Raw genomic sequence first — 15184 nt, forward strand, 5'->3', positions numbered from 1 at the left:
TCGCTTTACGACCAGAATCGACAGTAGATGCAAGTCGTTCGCTTTAGCAGACAAGCGAACGGGCCCGCGCGACTCTACCGACACACAAGTGTTGGACGAATCAGCCCTTAATGCGATCCGAACCCAAGCTTCGGACGCCAACATGCCCACTCATCGTCGCTCTCCGCTGGCCACGCTCTTTCTCGGCGCCCTCATCTTCGCGCTCCCGGCTTGGCACGCGACGGCGAAGGCCGATGGTTCCGACACTTGCTGCGCTGACCTTGAAGCGCGCATCGCCGAGCTGGAAGAGACGACGGCGCGCAAGGGCAACCGCAAAGTTTCGCTCACGGTTTCGGGCTGGGTGAACGAGGCAATGTTCATCTGGGACGACGGTGTCGACCACGACGCTTACATCGGCACCAACTACGTCGAGCAGTCGCGCTTCCGCTTTATCGGCGAGGCGAAGATCAGCAAGGACTGGACCGCCGGCTACATCATCGAAGTCGGCGTGCAGGGCCATCCCTCGAACCGTTGGGATCAGGACAACATCGCCTCGCAAAGCGCCTCCGAGGCCAATCGCGAGTACGCGCTCAACCTGCGCAAGAGCAACTGGTACTTCAAGAGCAAGACATACGGAAAGCTCGCCGTTGGTCTCGATGCGATGGCGACCTACCACTTGCTCGACGACGCCGATCCAACGCTCACCCGTAACGTGAACGACGTCGAAGGCACCGGCGTATTCCTCGCCGCGTTCCGTTTGCGCAGCGATGGTCAGTATATCGGCAATCTGCGCTGGACCGACGCACTGCGCGGAATAGCGAACTCCACTCCAGGCGACGGACTCCGCCGCGATGTCATTCGCTACGACACGCCCGAGTGGCACGGCTTCAGCGGCGCGGCCGCCATTGGCGAGACCTACATCGGCGACCTGATGGCACAGTACAAGAATGATATCGGCGACTACACCGTCATCGTCCGCGGCGGCTATGGCTGGAGCAACGATCCAGGCACCATGATGGACGGCCCGAACGGCACGTTCGTCGTAGGCGGTACGTCGTGCATATCTGGCAGCACCACTCTTACCTCGAAGCCGGACTTCCACTGCCGTTGGGGCGGTGTCGGCTCGACCGTGATGCACAACCCCACCGGTTTGTTCCTCTATGGTGGCTGGGGCCAGTTCACCACCACGACGGAGCACGTGTTCCCCGCAGGAATCCAGTTCCTCTCGACCAGCAACATGTTCTTCCTGCAGCCCGGCATCGAGCGCCAGTGGAACAGCCTCGGCAAGACCAACATCTTCACTGAATACCGCCGCGACGATAGCGGTTCTGCCGTCGGCAAGACGGTGTCGGCCAACGTCGACACTTGGCAGGCGGGCGTCGTCCAGAAAATCGACGCCGCGGATATGCTCGTCTACCTCGTCTATCAGAACTCCAGCGGCGACGTGTTCGGCAACGAGGTGACGGAAAAGGCCAAGGGCGCCCCGGTCGGCAAGACCAGTCTCGATCCGTTCCAGATCGTCGTCGTCGGCTCGAAAATCAATTTCTGAGGCCAGTAGCGAAGGCCACAAGCCCGTAAAATGCCCTTGTGGCTGGGTTCGGTTGCAGCTTCGCCCTTGAGTTCTCGCAAACGGCCTCTATAGGTTGCCGCATCCTCAACTCCTCCGCAGCAGCCCCGATGTCCGTCACCGTCCGCTTCGCGCCGAGCCCGACCGGGCGCCTTCATGTCGGCAACATTCGCACCGCGCTGCTCAATTGGCTGTTCGCGCGCAAGTCGAATGGTGCCTTTCTGCTGCGCCTCGACGATACCGACATTCAGCGCTCCACGCTGGAGTTCGCCGACGGTATCCGCCGCGATCTCGAATGGCTCGGCTTGTTCTGGTCGCGCGAGGAGCGTCAGTCCGATCGCACCGACCGATACGTCGCCGCGGCCGAGCTACTGAAAAAGAACGGCCGGCTCTACGCCTGCTACGAGAGCGAGGACGAGCTCGACCGCAAGCGCAAGCGCCAGCTCGCGCGCGGACTGCCGCCGATCTACGATCGCACCGGACTGAAGCTCACCGACGCTGACCGCGCGGCACTCGAAGCCGAAGGACGCAAGCCGCATTGGCGTTTTCGCTTGAACAATTCCGATACAGCCGATCTGGCCCCGCTCCCGACTATCGTTTCCTGGAACGATCTCATCCGCGGCGACCAGACTGTCGACGTCGGCTCCCTGTCTGATCCGGTCGTGATCCGCGCGGACGGCTCGTTCCTTTATACGTTCACAAGCGTCATCGATGACGCCGAGTTCGGCATCACCCACGTCATCCGTGGCGAGGACCACGTCACCAACACGGGCGTGCAGATCGAATTATTCGATGCGCTGGGGAAGGAGCCGCCTGCATTCGGCCATCACAGCTTGCTCATCGGCGCGGATGGACACGCACTGTCGAAGCGTCTCGGTGCGCTATCGATCGAAAGCCTGCGCGAAGATGGCCTAGAGCCTATGGCGCTCGCCAGTTATACGGCGCTCATCGGCACGTCCGACGCCATCGAGCCGTACGCGAGCCTCGATGATCTCGCCCGCCACTTCGCGTTCGAGAAGATTTCGACCGGCCCCGCGCGCTTCGACCCCGCGGAGTTGAAGGCCCTCAACGCGCGCCTGCTTCATAATACGCCGTTCGAAGAGGTCTCCGAACGGCTCGGCACTCTCGGCGTCGGCGGCGGTGCAGGCTTCTGGAATGCGGTGCGCGGCAATCTGAACGTGCTGGCTGATGCCAAGGATTGGTGGCGGATCGTCGACGGCGACATCGCGCCCACCATTGAGGACGGCGATCTCACGAGCAAGGCGGCCGCTCTTCTGCCGGCCGAGCCATGGGACGACACCACGTGGGATACTTGGATTGCGGCCCTGAAGACAGCGAGCGGCCGCAAGGGCCGCGCGCTGTTCCATCCCCTTCGGCTTGCTTTGACTGGGCGTGAAGACGGCCCTGAGCTGAAGACACTGCTGCCGTTGATCGGTTATGCAAAAGCCGAAGCGCGATTGCTCGGGCGCGGGGCATAAACGTCGCGCCGCGCGCGCAGCTCAATGCATGATGTCGGCACGCCCAGTGGGCGCACGGCGCATGATCGCGATTGCCAGCTCCCGTCCCGACGGCATCGCCCAAACGCTCTGGCGCACCTGTAGGAAGTCGAGCCGCTCGAAGAACCCCACTGCGTTGAGCGTGGCGTTCGTCTCCAGTGCGCGGAAGCCGGCAGCGGCTGTCTCGTCGACGAGGTATTCGCCAAGCCGCGAACCGATGCCTTGTCCGGTGAACAGCGGATGCACGAAGATGGCCAGTACGCGAGCTGTCGGGCTGTTCTCCTCGCCTGGGCTCCACGCGGCCATGCCCACCATCTCCGAACCGACCCACGCCCCATACGCGCGGTTGCCCAGCAGCAGATCGCTGTAGTGCGGACTGCGCACGAACTCGGTGAACGCGCTCGTCTCGGCTTCGCCGTACGAACCCTTGGCGCCTCTCAGAAATGCCGAGCTTACGACGTAGCGCGCTGTGGAAAGATGATCGACGTCCAGCGGACGTATCTCGAGCAATTGAAGCAGGCTGTCAGGAGCGCTGGAGATATGCATTGGACAGCCTTCCGTCATTTCCTTTTTTGGGGCGGCCTGCCTGCGCCCCCATCACTGTTGTCGTCGCGCGTCGGCCTCTGAGCGAGCTTCCCATCCGGTGACGGAATCTGCGCCGATGCTCCCATCGGCACGCTTGCTCTGATTGGGGTCCGCGTATTCGGCTTCCTTGCACGAGCAGCCCTTCACCAGCTCCTTGCGGTAGCGGAATGCTGTCTTGAGGTCGGTGTACGGCTGCTGGCTTTGGAACGAGACCGATTGGTCCATGCCCGCGCCAGGGTTCTGGTAGTAGTAGAGTTCTGCAGGTGCCGCGCACTTGGATTGGCACGCCTGAGCGTCCTGTTCGAAATGGCTCGGCAGCGTCGAGAAGCTCACCGGAAAATAATAGCCGTCGCACAGGCGCACGCACACCGTGCGATATGTGGCCCCTGATGAACCATAGCCGGTCCAGCGGTTCGAGAAGCTGCCGCCTTCGTCCTCGTCCTGCCAGATCGAGCCGCCGCTGCCGCGGTCATAGCGGCGAGCCTCTTGGCTGTAGTTGGCGCCGCAGTTGTTGCGTGCCAGCTCGCGCACGATCTCTTCGCGATAGGAGCGCACGCTCGAATTCTCGATCTGCTGTTGCTGCCCCTCGAGTTCGGACAGACGCCGCTGCGCCTGATCGCGCTGCTGCGCGATATCGAGACACCGCCGCGAGCGCCGCAGCGTCTTCGAGAACAGGAAGTACTCATAGCAGTCGGAGCGTTCCAGGTCCGACTGCGCCTGTTCGTAGGCGCGCTCGACTTGGCTCATCTCGGCTTCGATGGCAGGCAGGCGATCGCGTCCCCCGTTGGAGCGTTGCCCGTCCTGCACCAGACGTTGTTCGAGCTGCAGGCAGATCGGGTTCTTCGTCGACCAGTTTACCGCGGGGGCCTCTGCCGGCGGCGGAAGTTGCGCTCCCGGTGCCGGCTCCGGCATCGGCTGCTGCATCGGCTGCTGGCTCTGCTGCGGTTGGCGGTACACTGGCTCGTCAGGGATCGGCGGGCGTTCGGGTTCCGAGCTGCTCCACGGCCACCAGCCTTGCGCCAGCGCCGGATAGGCAGCCAGCGTCACCGCGGCGAGAACCGCGGCGCCGAGTGCATGCCGGCGGGCACGTGCTTTACGCATTCTGAAATCTGTCCTGCCCTTGGCCAAGGCCTGTCCGCCGCCCGTCGTAAGGCGCCGTTCAACTATGAATTCCTGGGGTTAGGGGGTCAATGCGGAGCAATTGGGGCGGCTGGTCGCGCCTATCCCATCAATTGAGATTAAGCTCTACTTCCGGGCGGACCATGCGCCTTGACGAGGGGAGGGGGTTTTGCGCATAACGGCGCCATGAAGCGCAAGCTGCCCACACACGCCGTCAATCAGTGCGGCATTATCATTATTACGAGCTAGCTGTAAACCGCTGGCGCGTGGCGCGCTTCTTTGCCCAAATCCTGAGACAGAGAAATCGCCTCCGTTAGCGGCTCCCGGCGACACTAGGGACCGTCATGGCCGAAGCGCATTCCTTGATGCTCTACAACACGTTGACCCGTCGCAAAGAGGAGTTCGTGCCCCTCGATGCGCAGAACGTGCGCATGTACGTGTGCGGGCCCACCGTCTACGACTACGCCCACATCGGCAACGCCCGCCCGGTCGTCGTCTTCGACGTGCTCTTCCGCCTGCTGCGCCAGATGTACGGCGAGAAGCACGTCACCTATGTCCGCAACATCACCGACGTCGACGACAAGATTAACGCCCGGGCCGCCGAGGAAGGCATCTCCATCCGCGAGCTGACCGAGCGCACCGCCAAGCAGTTCCACGAGGACATCAAGGCGCTGGGCGTCCTGCCGCCTACCATCGAGCCGCGCGCCACCGAGCACATCGAGGAGATGAAGGCCCTCATCGAGGAGCTGATCGCCTCCGGCCATGCCTACGTCGCCGAGGGTCACGTGCTGTTCGACGTTCCCTCCATGCCCGACTACGGCAAGCTGTCGAACCGATCGCTCGACGAAATGGCCGCCGGCGCCCGCGTCGAGGTTGCCCCCTACAAGAAAGACCCGATGGACTTCGTGCTGTGGAAGCCATCGAAGCCCGGCGAGCCCTCTTGGCCGTCCCCCGGTGGCATCGCCGAGCCCGGCCGCCCCGGCTGGCACATCGAGTGCTCGGCCATGGCCGGCAAGCACCTCGGCGACGTGTTCGACATCCACGGCGGCGGCATCGACCTCGTCTTCCCGCACCACGAGAACGAGATCGCCCAGTCGCGCTGCGCACACGGCACCGACGTCATGGCGCGTTACTGGCTGCACAACGGCTTCCTGCAGGTGGAAGGCGAGAAGATGTCGAAATCGCTCGGCAACTTCATCACCATCCACGACCTCTTGAAGGAATGGCCGGGCGACGTCGTGCGCTTCAACATGCTGCGCACGCACTATCGTCAGCCCATCGACTGGACGCGCAAGGGCCTCGAGGAATCGAAGGCGACGCTCGACCGCTGGGGCGAGATCTCCGACCGCGTCGGCGGCGCGCTCACCAAGCACGCGCTGCCGGACATCGGTGTCATCGAAGCCTTGAAGGACGACCTCAACACCCCGCTCGCCATCACGCGCCTGCATGAGCTTGCCAAGGAGTGCCGCTCGAACGCCGACGGCGCCGCCGAGACCTGGCTCGCATCAGCCGCCTTCCTCGGCTTCGATGTCGCGCGCTGGCATTCCCCGGTGCAAAGCGCCGAGCTGGTCGAGGTCACCGACCCCGATCTCGCCCACCGCGTGAAGTCGCTCGTCGCGCAGCGCGGCGCTGCCCGCAAGTCCAAGGACTTCAAGGAAGCCGACCGTATCCGCGATGAGCTTGCCGCCACCGGCATCGTGCTCAAGGACACCAAGGATCCCGCCACTGGCGAGATCGTCACTACATGGGAGTTGGCGCGATGAGCGACGACTGGCGCAAGGACACCCCCGAGCCGCGTCACTGGCTCTTCTACATGCTGGTGAAGATCGGCATCGTCGTCCTGGCCTTCTGGCTGGCGGCGCGCACCTTCGGCTATCTGTGAGCTCCATGAGCAAGTGTCATGAGTAAGGACCGCCTCTATCTGTTCGACACCACGCTGCGCGACGGCGCGCAGACGACCGGCGTCGACTTCTCCGTCGAGGACAAGCGGCGCATCGCCGCCATCCTCGATCAGCTCGGCGTAGACTACGTCGAAGGCGGCTTCCCCGGCGCCAACACCACCGACACCCAGTTCCTCGGCGAGGCGACAGCGCTCTCCTGCGCCAGGATGACGGCCTTCGGCATGGTGAAGCGCGCCGGCCGCTCCGTCTCCAACGACACCGGGCTGCAGGCGGTCCTCGCCTCGCGCACCGACGCCATCTGCCTCGTCGCCAAGTCGTGGGACTATCACGTCCGCGTAGCCCTCGGCATCTCCAACGAGGAAAACCTTGCCGCTGTCGAGCAGTCGGTGAAAGCCATCGTCGACGCCGGCCGCGAGGCGATGATTGACTGCGAGCACTTCTTCGACGGCTTCAAGGGAAACCGCGACTACGCGCTCGCCGTCGTGCGCACCGCATACGATGCCGGCGCCCGCTGGGTCGTCCTGTGCGACACCAACGGCGGCACTCTCCCGCACGAGGTCGAGCGCATCGTCGGCGACGTTACGAAAGTGGTCCCCGGCACGCACCTCGGCATCCACACCCATAACGACACCGAGAACGCCGTCGCCAACTCGCTCATGGCCGTGCGCGCCGGCTGCCGCCAGATCCAGGGCACGCTCAACGGCATCGGCGAGCGCTGCGGCAACGCCAACCTCACCTCGATCATCCCCACGCTGCTGCTGAAGAGCGAGTTCGCCGAGCACTTCCAGACTCAGGTCACGCCCGAGCGCCTGTGCACGCTCACACACGCCAGCCGCGTGCTCGATGAAGTGCTGAACCGCAGCCCCGACCGCCACGCGCCCTACGTCGGCGAAAGCGCCTTCGCCACCAAGGCCGGCATCCACGCCTCCGCCATCGTCAAGGAGCCGCAGACCTACGAGCATGTGCCGCCCGAGAGCGTCGGCAATCAGCGCCGTCTGCTTGTGTCCAAGCAGGGTGGTCGCTCCAACATCCTCGCCACCATCGAGAAGCTCGGCATCCCCGTCGACAAGGACGACGCCCGCGTCACGCGTCTGCTCGATGAGGTCAAGAACCGCGAAGCGTGCGGCTATTCCTACGAAGCCGCCGAAGCCTCGTTCGAACTGCTCGCCCGCCGCATGCTCGATACCGTGCCGCGCTACTTCTCCGTCGACAGCTTCCGCGTCATGGTCGAGCGCCGCCACAACTCGCGCGGCAAGCTCGTCACCGTGTCCGAGGCCATCGTCAAGGTCTTCATCAACGGCGATAACGAGCCGCTATGGTCGGTGGGCGAGGGCAACGGTCCCGTCAACGCGCTCGACCGCGCGCTGCGCAAAGACCTCGGCCGTTATCAGAAGCACATCGATGGCGTCGAACTGGTCGACTACAAGGTGCGTATCCTCACGGGCGGCACAGAGGCCGTAACCCGCGTTCTCGTCGAGAGCCACGACACGCTGACCGGCAACCGCTGGTTCACCGTCGGCGTCTCGCCCAACATCATCGACGCCAGCTTCGAAGCCCTGCTCGACTCCATCAACTACAAGCTCATGAAAGACAACGCCGAAGCGGCTTAAGGTGAGTTCAGGCGCTGCCGCACAGCCCCCCGTCCGCTATGGGTCAATTGCGGCCACGACGCCTGCGCGCCGCAGTTGGTGAAGCAGGGGCATCAGTTTTCTGCCCCTCACCCTAACCCTCTCCCCCATCGAAGTGCAGCCGATGGGGAGAGGGAATAAGTAACTTCATCCCCTCTCCCCGCAAGCGGGGGGAGGGTGGAGCCTGCGCCGGCGAAGGCCGGGGTGAGGGGCAGTCACACTAAGAGAGCGTGAGGGCCAGCCGCAAAAGGTCACGGCGGGAACGGCCAAGGATGGTGAGGGCTCACGCCCGCGCTCACCGACCGCCGAACCGGTAGCTGATCCCGGCCGTCACGCTGTCGAGCGCGAACTCGACCTTTTGCGATCCGGTGTAGACCGCACAAACAGCCACATTCGGCGGCGGGCAGACACCAGCGCTGCTGCTGCTTTCAGAGCCCAGATCGACGTGCAGGTACTGCAGCCGCAGCGACCATTCCTTATCGAGCGCATGCTCGAACCCCGCGCCGAGCGTCCAGCCCGCTTTGGTGGCACTGGCCGCCCCGGTTTCGACATACGGAAAATTGAGCTGCGAGATCGTTTGGCTGTACTTCACCTCGCCAAGGGCGAGACCTCCCGTCACGTAGATCAGACTGCGATCGAAGGTGAAGCCGAGGCGTCCGCGCAATGTCGCTGTCCAATCGATGTCGCTGGACTCGTCCACCCGGTAAGGACTGATAGCCGTCACGAAACTCGTCGTGCTGTCTTTGCCATCGAGCGCGCTGACATCGGCGTCGACGCCGAGCAGCAGGCTGTTCATCTGCCAGTTGTAGCCAACGGCAGCGCCACCGGACGCCCCCGTTCGGGACGACCCGCCGTTGACAAGCGGCAGGACTGCGTCGCGATCAATCTGGTTGAGCGGATTGAGCGGGTTGCTCCACTCGCCACCAAGTTCCGCGGTTGATTTGCTGTCGATCCAGGCCGCACCGGCGAACCCGCCGATGTAAGCACCGCGCCAGTCGGCAACCTGCGCCGCGGCAGGAAAGCACCAGGCCAATGATGCCAGAAGAATCGCTGTCCGCCACACAGCAAGCCCCCGCTTCTGCGAATCGTGCAGAAGCGTACCAGCTTCGTCAGTGTGCCGCCTGTCTGACTTCCGCGGCCGCGCCTATCGCAGCCGGTTGACGATCCGCAGCGCCGTCCACGAGCCCAGCATTGTCAGCAGCACCATGCCGATCATCCCCACGTAAAGCAGCAGATGCTGCGATTCGGCGAGCGACCCTTCGAGGTGCATCATCGGCAGTATCGCTTCGAAGATGAGGTTGCCGATCTCGGCGGCCACGAACGTGCCGACGAACGAAACGATGATGCTGACGATCCAGCCGAGCACGCCCCGGTTGTTCAGCCACGCATCGCGGATCCCCACCGCAAGTGCGGCGGCGAAGATCACCAGCGCGATGGTCAGCGGGCCGCCCACGCTCGACTGCGGAATGGAGCCCGTCAATTCAAGAAGCAGAAGAGTGCCAATTGCAATCAGCGCGATGTACTTCATGGGTGTCCCCGTCAGCGGATCAGTGCCGCCGCTCATATTGTGAGGACCTCTGAACTTCAGCAATGGCCATCTCAACGTCGAGAGGCTGCCCGCGGCCCGCCGGCAACTCTTATCCCCGCGCCTCGTTCTACCACGCATACTTCCCACATCCCTGCCCGCACCAAGGGACGCATCAGCTGAGCGGCCGAAGCGGGGGCAGGGGCGGTGGACCTGGTTGAGGCAGCGCTGCACCGTCGCAGCGCCTGCTGCGAGGATCGCTCTCCTCGGATGCCGGGGCCGTCGATCGGAGCTGTGCGTAGCCGGCAACGGCGCGCACGGACGCCCGTCGGCAGCGGCGCCCGCAGCAGTCATTGCGCGGCGCAGAAGCAGAAGGTCCTGACGATGTGGCCCCGCTGTTGGAAGCACTCGTGTGATGATCGGCAAATTCGCCGTCGTTCGCGGCCGGATGCATAGCGAATTTGCCGATCTGAATCACACGAGCAGGCATTTGCACGGCGCGTGTCCCCTCTGTTTCCGAAGTTCGCAGATTCCCCAGCCGATACGCCGGCGAACTTCGGAAACGGGACACGCGACGGCCGGACCTGAAGCGCGCTGACGACGAGTATCGCACCTCCGGCACGGCAAGCGCACCGGCGCGGGCGCCGAAAGGCTGCCGACTAAACAACAGACGCAGCGTTCCGGCGCCCGCGTTCCCATTCTTTGCCAAGCCTCGGGGCAATCGCCCGCGAGAACGCAATGCATGTCTCGTCTGTCATCCCGGGCGAGCGAGGCGGCGCCGAGCGAAGACCCGGGACCCAGCATCGTACGCGCCGCAGGCTCGCGAATAGAACCAGCTACCTCACGCCTGTCATCAGCTGCTTCAGCCACGGCACCAGCGCGACCAGCGCCACCGTGGCAACGCCCACCATCACCGCCTGCTGCAGGAAGAACACCGCAAGCCCATCCGGGTCGCTCGCCGTAAAGCCGCTGCCCAGAATCCCAGCGAGCTTGTTGCCCCACGCCATGCCGAGAAACCAGACGCCCATCACCAGTCCCACCATCCGCGGCGGCGCCAGCTTGGTCATGGTGCTGAGCCCCACCGGACTGAGGAACAATTCGCCCACCGTTTGCAGGAAGAACAGGCCGACCAGCCATAGCGGACTGACGCGGCCTTCCGCCGTCAGCATGGCAGCGGGCACCATCAGCAGGAACGACAGCCCGAGGAAGAACAGTCCGAGCACGAACTTCACCGGGCTGGATGGCTGCCGCGTCCCGAGCCGCACCCATGCGAGTGCGAACAGCGGTGCCAGCAGGATGACAAACAGGGGGTTGAGCACCTGGTACCACGCCGACGGGAACGGCCAGCCGAACACCTCGTTGCGCGTCAGGTCGAGCCCGAACAGCGCGATCGTAATCCCCGCCTGCTCGAATACCGCCCAGAATATCATGTTGGCGATGAAGAGAACGGACGCGGCGGCAAGATGCTTTCCTTCCAGGTCACCGCGCATCGCGAACCACACGACGCCCGCGATCGGCACCAGCAGGAACGCCGCCCGCAGCCATTGAAAGCGAGGATCGTCCGACAGCACGGTGAGGAACAGCACCGCCCCGGTCCCGGCAAGCACCATCGCCGTCGGCAGCCAGGATCCGGTTTGCACCGCCAGCTTGATGCCCACGTCGCCCAGCCGGCCCATCTGCCGCGCAAACACGATGAGGCCGATCGTCATGCCGATGCCCGCCGCGGCAAAGCCCCAGTGCCAGCTCATCGCCGGATCGAGGCCCCAGCCGAGCAGGATCTCCTGGAAGCCCGGAGACTGCGCGAGATACCCGGTTACAATCGGCGCCAGCAGCCCGCCGATGTTGATGCCCATGTAGAAGATGGAAAAGCCCGCATCGCGCCGCTCATCGCCCGTCCCATACAGCCCGCCCACCATGGCGCTGATGTTCGGCTTGAAGAGGCCGGTGCCGAGCGCCACCAGCGCCAGCCCGATGAAGAATGCCGTCTGCGTCGGCACAGCCAGCGTGAAGTGGCCGAGCGCGATGATGCTCCCGCCGACCATCACCGCCTGTCGCGCGCCGAGATATCGATCCGCGATGAACCCGCCGGGGATCGACAGCATGTAGACGGCCATCGTGTAGTTCCCGTAGACGCGCGCCGCATCGACGCTCGACAGCCCGAGCCCGCCCGACGCGATCGGCGTGACGATGAAAAGCGTCAGCAGGGCGCGCATGCCGTAGAAGGAGAAGCGCTCCCACAGCTCGGCAAAGAACAGCGTCGACAGCCCCTGCGGCTGGCCTGCGAACGGTCCCGCCTTGAAGGTCGGAACACCAAGCCCTTGTGCCATCGCCGCTCCCGCTGCGTCTATTCCCCAGGAATTTTCTCTAAAGCTAGTAAGCACGACAAGCAGTTTTGCTTGGCGCCGGCTGATTCGGGCGTAGTCTGGTTGATCCGCGTCGCTTCCGACGCGCTGCGATCTTGCTGGGCGAGGGCGCATGCCTCGCACATCCTTGGCGGAGGCCACGCTAGGGCCCAGCGACGCCAATCCGAAATAGTCAGGCTCGCGTAGCAAAGGCGTCCCCCTGGGCGCCTTTCACGCTATTGTCGCCCCCTCACGCTTGCCTGTCGAGCAGCCGGCGCGCAGCCTCTTCCGGGCCGATGGCGCCGCCGAGCACTTGATCGGCCAGCGTGTCGAGCGCCGCAGGCCCACCGGCGCGCACCCGCTCGGCGACGAGATCGGATGCCGCGCGCGCGATGAGGTAACGTGCCCTGCGTCGGCGCCGCGCGATCGGCCCGGCGGCATCCAGTTCGCGACCGCTGGCGGCCATCGCCTCGACGAGTTCCGGCACGCCCTCGCTTGTTGTCGCCGTCGTCTTCAGCACCGGGAGCTTCTCGCGCCGCACGGCGCGGATCGACAGAGCGCCCATCAGCTGGTGCAGCGTCTGATCGGCCCCGGGGCGGTCGCCCTTGTTGACCACCATGATGTCGGCGATCTCCAGTAGGCCCGACTTCATCGCCTGGATGTCATCGCCAAGACCCGGCGCCGAGATCACGACGCGCACGTCCGCCACTTCCGCAACGTCGATTTCGTTCTGCCCGGTACCGACAGTCTCGAGCAGGATGACATCGCGCCCCGCCGCATCGAGCGCATCGATGATGCGCACGGCGGCAGGTGAAAGGCCGCCCAGATAGCCGCGGCTGGCGAGCGAGCGCACGAACACGCCGTCATCGTCGAGCGCGGCCGTCATACGAATGCGGTCGCCTAGGATGGCACCGCCCGAAACTGGGCTAGACGGATCGACGGCAATGACACCGACGGTCTTGTCCTGGCGCCGCAGCTCCGCGATCACCGCATTGACCAGCGTCGACTTGCCAGCGCCCGGCGGTCCCGTGAACCCGACGACCAGCGCGTGCCCCAGGTGCGGCTGCATCGCCCGCAGCAGCAGCGGCGCCGCCGGCGAGAGGCGCTCGAGCTCGGTGATGACGAGGGCCGTCGCACGGCGCTCACCAGCCCGCATCCGCTCGATGAGCGCCGCAGCTTGGGGTTCCGTCTCGATGCGCTCTCGCGCGCCTGTCGTCATTTGGCTCATGTCCCGCAGATACGCGGAAAGACGATCGGGGTGCAAGAGCGGCCTGGTGCCTCGTCCCGCAACCCTGGCTAAAACCACACCCCGGGCCACCGATAGCGCGGCCGCAGCTCGATCGGGCCGACGCCGACCATCGAGATGCGGGGGCCCTCGCTGATGTCGAGAGGCGGCATCGGCGGCGCTTCGAATGCACTGATACGCGCAACCCGCGGCCCGACGGCGGTCGACAACCGCAGCATCGACGGCAGCGCCACCTTGCGCGCGGGCACCGGCGGAATCAAATCATCGAGCGGCGCACCAGCAGTATTATCGAGCCGGGATATCGCCGAGGCGACGCCAAGTGGATCGCCTGTCAGCAGAGCCGCCGCGCGATCGGTCTCGAACTCCTCCTTGCGCGACACCGCAAGTTGCAGTCCGTTCATGAGCGTTGGCGCCAGCACCATGAGAACGATGCTCAGCCACGAGACCCGGTCGCCGCCGGTCATACTGTTTAGAAGGTTCAGCGCCGCGAGCAGCAGTCCCCCGTAGTAGAGGCCTTGAGCGCAGCGCGAAATGATATCTGCGACACCGAACACAAACAGATCGCCGCGCTGGGCGTGCGCAATCTCGCGCGCCAGCACCGCCACCACCTCGCGCATCGTCAGCCGACGCAGGAGCCCTTCGGTCAATGCAATGGCAAAGCGCCTCGATGATCCGATCGAGAACGCCGTGACGAGCAGGCTCGGCATGAGGTACAGCCGCGGCGGCGAACGCAGACCGGCCCGGCGCGAGAGGTCTCCGGCGATGCGATCGAACTGCGCCAGATCGCCGGCCTCATAGGGGCGCGCCCCATAGATACGCATTGCCGTCGTCGGCGACACGCGCCACGCCAGCAGACCTATCCCCGCCATCGCCAGCACCGCGACTATCGAAGCCGTGGAACCCAGCTGCGGCCACAGCACAAGAAACAGCAGCGCGCCGAACGCCGCCAGCAGCAGGCCGGCCCGGATCACATTGGCGACCAGCGCGCCGCGCGAATGCGGCCGACTCGCAATATGCTGCAGATCGATGGTCATGCCGGTCATCAGAACCTAAAAGGCGAGATGTTGCATGGAGTTCTTCATCGCATTCATCAATTTTGGGCTCGCTCTGTGGCTGGCATGGCGCGGCGGGCCACGCCCTGCCGTTCTCGTGTTCTTCGTCGGGCTGGCCTACTCGCTCGCACTCTATCTGCGTCACGCAACAGACGCGCTTCCCTTATCGTTCTGAAAGGCCGATAGCAGTGGAAATGAGCCCCCGACAAGCCGTTGCCCTCAACGCCTTGGCGCTCTATGCGATTTCAGCGGTCCTGCTGCTGGCGTTCTATTGGCAGCTTGCCTACGACGAACTGCCTTGCCCGTTGTGCCTGCTCCAGCGGGTGGCGTTTGTCGCTCTCGCCGTCGGTCCGATCCTGACAATCCGCCACGGGCCGAGCCCGCATCATCTTGGCTTGGTGGTCATCGCGGCCGTCCTCGGCGCCGTCATTTCCAGCCGCCAGGTGCTTTTGCACATCCTGCCGGGCGATCCGGGCTATGGCTCGACGTTACTCGGGCTCCACTTCTATTCGTGGGCGTTCCTCGCCTTCGCCGGCGCACTCATCGCCGCCGGCATCATGCTGGTCTTCTTCCCGTTGAAGGTTGGGGAGGGAAAGCCTCCTGCAACCGGCCTGATCGAGCATGCCGCCGTCTGGCTCGTCATGGGGCTCGTCGCGCTCAACGCGCTCAGCGTCCTGCTCGAATGCGGCTTCTCAGCTTGTCCGGCAAACCCCGTCCAATACCAGCTTCTGGAGGGATGAGTGC

14 protein-coding genes are annotated in these 15184 nt (G+C 64.6%); 7 read left to right on the plus strand and 7 right to left on the minus strand.

Annotated elements, in window-relative coordinates; genetic code table 11:
* Positions 1-142: 142 nt before the first annotated feature.
* Both NDB2M4_RS16890 and gltX read left to right on the plus strand, forming a co-directional pair.
* Entirely contained in the window at positions 143-1528 is a 1386-nt protein-coding gene (locus NDB2M4_RS16890) for a hypothetical protein (protein ID WP_072377165.1), read from the plus strand.
* 128 nt (positions 1529-1656) lie between these two features.
* Positions 1657-3024: a glutamate--tRNA ligase gene (gltX, locus tag NDB2M4_RS16895; protein ID WP_072377167.1), complete on the plus strand. Its 1368-nt coding sequence runs from the start codon at positions 1657-1659 to the stop codon at positions 3022-3024.
* Positions 3025-3045: 21 nt separating this feature from the next.
* Here the strand turns inward: gltX and NDB2M4_RS16900 are convergent, their stop codons facing one another.
* Positions 3046-3588: a GNAT family N-acetyltransferase gene (locus NDB2M4_RS16900; RefSeq protein ID WP_171988135.1), complete on the minus strand. Its 543-nt coding sequence runs from the start codon at positions 3586-3588 to the stop codon at positions 3046-3048.
* A gap of 51 nt (positions 3589-3639) precedes the next feature.
* Positions 3640-4728, minus strand: a complete 1089-nt coding sequence (locus NDB2M4_RS16905) for a DUF2865 domain-containing protein (protein WP_072377171.1) — start codon at positions 4726-4728, stop codon at positions 3640-3642.
* A gap of 362 nt (positions 4729-5090) precedes the next feature.
* Here NDB2M4_RS16905 and cysS point away from each other — a divergent pair, with 362 nt between their 5' ends.
* From cysS to cimA, 3 genes are read left to right on the plus strand one after another with little or no spacing between them, the layout of a single operon-like run.
* Positions 5091-6509 carry a cysteine--tRNA ligase gene (gene cysS, locus NDB2M4_RS16910; protein WP_072377173.1) on the plus strand — a complete coding sequence of 473 codons (1419 nt, stop codon included), beginning with the start codon at positions 5091-5093 and terminating at the stop codon, positions 6507-6509.
* On the plus strand, positions 6506-6628 hold the full coding sequence (locus NDB2M4_RS20625) for a hypothetical protein (protein ID WP_280173547.1): 123 nt from the start codon (positions 6506-6508) through the stop codon (positions 6626-6628). Before cysS ends, NDB2M4_RS20625 begins: the two co-directional genes overlap by 4 nt.
* Before the next feature lie 18 nt (positions 6629-6646).
* Positions 6647-8257, plus strand: coding sequence for a citramalate synthase (gene cimA, locus NDB2M4_RS16915; RefSeq protein ID WP_072377175.1), 1611 nt, complete (start codon positions 6647-6649; stop codon positions 8255-8257).
* A gap of 313 nt (positions 8258-8570) precedes the next feature.
* Here the strand turns inward: cimA and NDB2M4_RS16920 are convergent, their stop codons facing one another.
* From NDB2M4_RS16920 to NDB2M4_RS16940, 5 genes are all read right to left on the minus strand, one after another.
* Positions 8571-9338, minus strand: coding sequence for an outer membrane protein (locus NDB2M4_RS16920; RefSeq protein ID WP_072377177.1), 768 nt, complete (start codon positions 9336-9338; stop codon positions 8571-8573).
* Positions 9339-9419: 81 nt separating this feature from the next.
* A complete protein-coding gene (locus tag NDB2M4_RS16925; protein ID WP_139247354.1) occupies positions 9420-9866 on the minus strand; it encodes a hypothetical protein in 447 nt (148 codons plus the stop codon).
* A gap of 770 nt (positions 9867-10636) precedes the next feature.
* A complete protein-coding gene (locus NDB2M4_RS16930) occupies positions 10637-12127 on the minus strand; it encodes a peptide MFS transporter (RefSeq protein ID WP_072377179.1) in 1491 nt (496 codons plus the stop codon).
* 265 nt (positions 12128-12392) lie between these two features.
* Positions 12393-13361: a methylmalonyl Co-A mutase-associated GTPase MeaB gene (gene meaB, locus NDB2M4_RS16935; protein WP_072377181.1), complete on the minus strand. Its 969-nt coding sequence runs from the start codon at positions 13359-13361 to the stop codon at positions 12393-12395.
* A 77-nt stretch (positions 13362-13438) separates the two neighbouring features.
* On the minus strand, positions 13439-14422 hold the full coding sequence (locus tag NDB2M4_RS16940; protein ID WP_171988136.1) for a zinc metalloprotease HtpX: 984 nt from the start codon (positions 14420-14422) through the stop codon (positions 13439-13441).
* Positions 14423-14456: 34 nt separating this feature from the next.
* Between NDB2M4_RS16940 and NDB2M4_RS20305 the strand changes: the two genes are divergently transcribed.
* Together NDB2M4_RS20305 and NDB2M4_RS16945 are read left to right on the plus strand one after the other, a co-directional pair.
* Positions 14457-14615 carry a DUF5993 family protein gene (locus tag NDB2M4_RS20305; RefSeq protein WP_171988137.1) on the plus strand — a complete coding sequence of 53 codons (159 nt, stop codon included), beginning with the start codon at positions 14457-14459 and terminating at the stop codon, positions 14613-14615.
* Between the two features lie 19 nt (positions 14616-14634).
* Entirely contained in the window at positions 14635-15180 is a 546-nt protein-coding gene (locus NDB2M4_RS16945; protein WP_072377185.1) for a disulfide bond formation protein B, read from the plus strand.
* Positions 15181-15184: the final 4 nt, after the last annotated feature.

Source organism: Hyphomicrobium sp. NDB2Meth4 (genome assembly GCF_900117445.1).
In the GTDB taxonomy this organism is placed as follows: Bacteria; Pseudomonadota; Alphaproteobacteria; order Rhizobiales; family Hyphomicrobiaceae; genus Hyphomicrobium_A.